Source organism: Arthrobacter sp. H5, assembly GCF_000520595.1.
Classification (GTDB): domain Bacteria; phylum Actinomycetota; class Actinomycetes; order Actinomycetales; family Micrococcaceae; genus Arthrobacter_D.
Genome location: NZ_KI914989.1, coordinates 111,900 through 115,701 on the forward strand (window position 1 = coordinate 111,900; position 3,802 = coordinate 115,701).

The window sequence follows — 3,802 nt, forward strand, 5'->3', positions numbered from 1 at the left end:
CCCGTTGCTGGGAAATCGACGAGCCGCGTTTCGATACCCGCAACGTCGGTTACGAGAACGAGGCCAACCGGTTTGGCTACATCGTTGAAGTGGATCCGTTTGATCCGACGTCCACGCCGAAGAAGCACTCCATGCTGGGCCGCTTCAAGCACGAGGGCGCCAACGTGATCGTGGCCCGTGACGGCCGGGTGGTGGCCTACTCCGGCGACGACGAGCGTTTCGACTACCTCTACAAGTTCGTCTCCAAGAACAAGGTCCGAAAGGGCACCAGCCCGGCCGACCGCCGTGCCAATATGAACCTGCTCTCCGAGGGCTCGCTTTACGTGGCACGCTTCCAGGGCAACTCCGTACCCGAAATTGACGGTTCGGGCGCTGTGCCGGAAGACGGAGCGTTTGACGGCGTAGGCGAGTGGCTGCCGCTGATCCTCAACAACAGGTCTGCGGTTTCAGGAATGACCACAGAGCAGGTTGCTGTGTACACCCGTCTGGCGGCCGACAAGGTCGGTCCCACCAAAATGGACCGTGCCGAAGACGTGGAGCCGAACCTGCTCACCGGCAAGGTCTACGTGGCCTGCACCAACAACACCAACCGCGGCGTCGGATCCAGCGCGCCGGCCGATGAGGCCAACCCCCGCACCCGCAACCGTGACGGGCACATTGTCGAGATCACCGAGAACGCCGGTGACCAGACCTCAACCCGCTTTACCTGGAACCTGCTGATGGTGTGTGGCGACCCCTCGACCAATGCCACAACCTACTTCAGCGGCTACCCCGTGGATCAGGTTTCACCCATCTCCTGCCCGGACAACGTAGCGTTCGACTCGGTGGGCAACCTGTGGATCTCCACCGACGGACAGCCCGGGACCATCGGGTACTGCGATGGGCTCTTCAAGGTGACATTGGAGGGGCAGGACCGCGGAAAAGTGGAACAGTTCCTTGCGGTTCCCCGCGACGGCGAGACCTGCGGGCCCATCATTCACGACGACGAGCAGAACGTCTTTGTAGCCGTACAGCACCCGGGCGAGGACGGTGAATGGGGAGCGCACACCTCTCTGTTCCCCGATTACGTTCCGGAAAACGGGTCCCCGCGCCGGGGTGAGGGAGCGTTGCCGAGGCCATCCGTGGTGCAGGTGTTTCCCGACGAGCGCGGGCAGAAGGGCGACGACAAGCCGGGCCGTGGACGGGGCAAGGAACGCCCACGCAATGACGAAGATCGCGGCGGCAGGGACAGCTAAGGACTAGCAGACGGGCCGCGGCTGGCCGCTGACGCCCGGGACGCTCCCGCAGGTTCTGTTGGAAAGAAGCCGGATTTCCGGATATTCCAACTAAAACTGCGGGAGCGTTTCTCTGTGTGAGGATGGAGACGTGAGCGCCGGAGAAAGTTCAGCAATAACATCCATCCATGCGGCCCGCCTCGCCGTCGCGGCATTGGCCGCAGGGGGAGTCCGGGACGTCGTCGTCGCGCCCGGCTCCCGCAGCGCACCTCTGGCATACGCCCTTGCCGAAGCCGAATCAGCAGGGGTCCTTATTTTGCACGTCCGGATCGACGAACGCGCGGCCGGGTTCACTGCCCTTGGCCTGGCGCTGGGATCGGAGCGGCCCGCTGCCGTGCTCACCACGTCGGGGACTGCCGTCGGCGAGCTGATGCCGGCGGTGATGGAAGCGAACCATGCCGCCGTTCCGCTGGTGGTCCTTTCCGCGGACAGGCCGGGGGAACTGCGTGGAACCGGGGCAAACCAGACAACCAACCAGGTCAACCTGTACGGCACCCACGTCCGCTGCGCGCTTGACGTCCCGGCCGGCGTCGACCCAACACCCCACGTGGCACGTGCGCTCGCCGACGCCCGCGGCAGCGCGCACCCGGCCGGCCCGGTTCAGGTCAATCTGGGCTTTCGCGACCCGCTGGTGCCGGATCTTGAGGCCGAAGTCACCCCTGCTGTTCGAGATCATCCCGCACGAGGGGTGACCTCGGCCAGCAGGGGTGACTTCGGCCGCGGGAGAGAGAGTACGACGACGGCGACCGCCAACGCGCCAGCCGGCACCAGGACGGTGGTGGTCGCCGGTCACGGGGCGGGGGAGCTGGCGTCGGTGTTTGCCCAGCACCTGGGCCTGCCACTGCTGGCGGAGCCGTCCTCCAACGCACGTTTTGGCCCCAGCGCCATTGCTCCCTACCGGCTGCTGCTCGACCATTTTGGCGGCGCCATTGAGCGGGTGGTGGTGTTTGGGCGGCCAACGCTTTCCCGACCGGTTACCGCGCTGTTGGCGCGAACCGACATTGAGCGCGCCCTGTACGCGCCGGAACCTGTTGCATGGTTCGACGCGGGCCGCCGTCCGGAACGGCTCATAGAGTCCCTGGACGGGCTGCTGGAGTTTGCTGGCCACGGTGCAGACGGCTGGCTTGAAGAATGGCGCTCGGCCGGTGCAGCCGCTGAAGCAGCGATCCACAACCTGCTTGCCGCGGAAACCGCAATCAATGGTTTGCAGGTGGCCGATGCTGTGTGGGAACACACCAGCGGCAACCTGGTACTGGGCTCATCGAACCCCATCCGCGATGTCGACCTGATGGCCGCAACTGACTGGCATCCGTTGGAGGTGTACGCCAACCGGGGGCTCGCCGGGATTGACGGAACCATTTCCACCGCCACCGGAATCGGGCTGGCGGCCGGCATCCCAACGCGACTGCTCGTGGGCGATCTAACCTTCCTGCACGACGCCGGCGGCCTGCTGATTGGTACCGGCGAGCAGCAGCCGGATCTCCAGATCGTTGTGCTGAATGACTCCGGCGGCGGGATCTTTGGACTGTTGGAGCATGGTGCCCCTGCCACGCTGGAACGCTACGCTCCCGCCGTCGAGCGCCTCTTCGGGACCCCGCACATGGCCAACCTCTCGGCGCTGGCCGGAGCGTACGGCGTCGGGCGTTCACTGGTGGCAACGATCGATGAACTCGACGCAGCGCTGGCGTCGCCGATCCAGGGCCGTTCGGTGATAGAGGTCAAAGCGGACCGGGGAGCCCTGCGTGGACTGCACGGGAGGGTCAGGGCGACGGTCCTGGAATCCCTGTGACTACCGGAAGAGGTTGTAACTCTGCCATCCGCGCCCGATGGTGGCGCTTGGCCCCCATGAATTACCCCGCATTGGGTAGATCCGAAGGTCTCCGGAACTTGTGCGGGCCCGCAGACCGTAGGATCCCGGCCCCTGGAAACCGGAAACCGCCGTCAGGCTGTCCATCGACTGCCAGCCGCTGCCAATAATCCGCCGTGTCTCGCCAACGAAGCGGGCCTGGCCGTTGGAGCGGTACAGCACCAGCTGGCCATTGGTTCTGGTGGCGAGAATGTCCTGGTTGCCGTCCCGGTCCCAGTCCGCCATCGCGATGCGAAGCCCCTGCCAGCCGCCGCCAATCCGGGCAGACCGGGTGGAGGACAGAGCTCCACCGGTGGTGTTGGCGTAATGCCACAGCCCTCCCGCGCCATCCCGGGCCACCACCGACGGATAACGGCTGCCGCGCAACCACTTGCCCACTGTGATATCCATTGATCCCCAACCCCGGCCAATGGTGACCGGAGCCCGGAAACCGCCGCCGTACTGGCCCCGGTACAGCGTCAGCCGACCGTCATTCCACTGCGCGAGGATGTCCTGCAGGCCGTCCGCATTCCAGTCCGTATTGAATCCGGCCTTCAGCGTGGACCAGCCGCCACCTACCCGGTCGCGTGCGCGGAAGCCGCCCAGATAATTCGGCGAGTACCTCCACAGTGTTCCCGCCGAATCCGCGGTCACCAGGTCCGCCGAGTTCTTAATCGGCGGG

The 3,802-nt window shown here is 65.6% G+C and carries 3 protein-coding genes; 2 read left to right on the forward strand and 1 reads right to left on the reverse strand.

All coding sequences use genetic code 11. From position 1 onward, the window contains the following. Both Y708_RS23820 and menD read left to right on the forward strand, forming a co-directional pair. The coding region (locus tag Y708_RS23820) for a PhoX family protein (protein WP_035775716.1) at positions 1-1,235 on the forward strand (1,235 nt) is incomplete at its 5' end. Positions 1,236-1,365: 130 nt separating this feature from the next. Beyond that, complete coding sequence (menD, locus tag Y708_RS0108195) at positions 1,366-3,063, forward strand: 2-succinyl-5-enolpyruvyl-6-hydroxy-3-cyclohexene-1-carboxylic-acid synthase (RefSeq protein WP_028279550.1); 1,698 nt, start codon at positions 1,366-1,368, stop codon at positions 3,061-3,063. Here the strand turns inward: menD and Y708_RS23825 are convergent. Continuing rightward, positions 3,064-3,802 (reverse strand): FG-GAP repeat domain-containing protein (locus Y708_RS23825; RefSeq protein WP_162150457.1); only part of this gene is annotated, 739 nt, incomplete at its 5' end.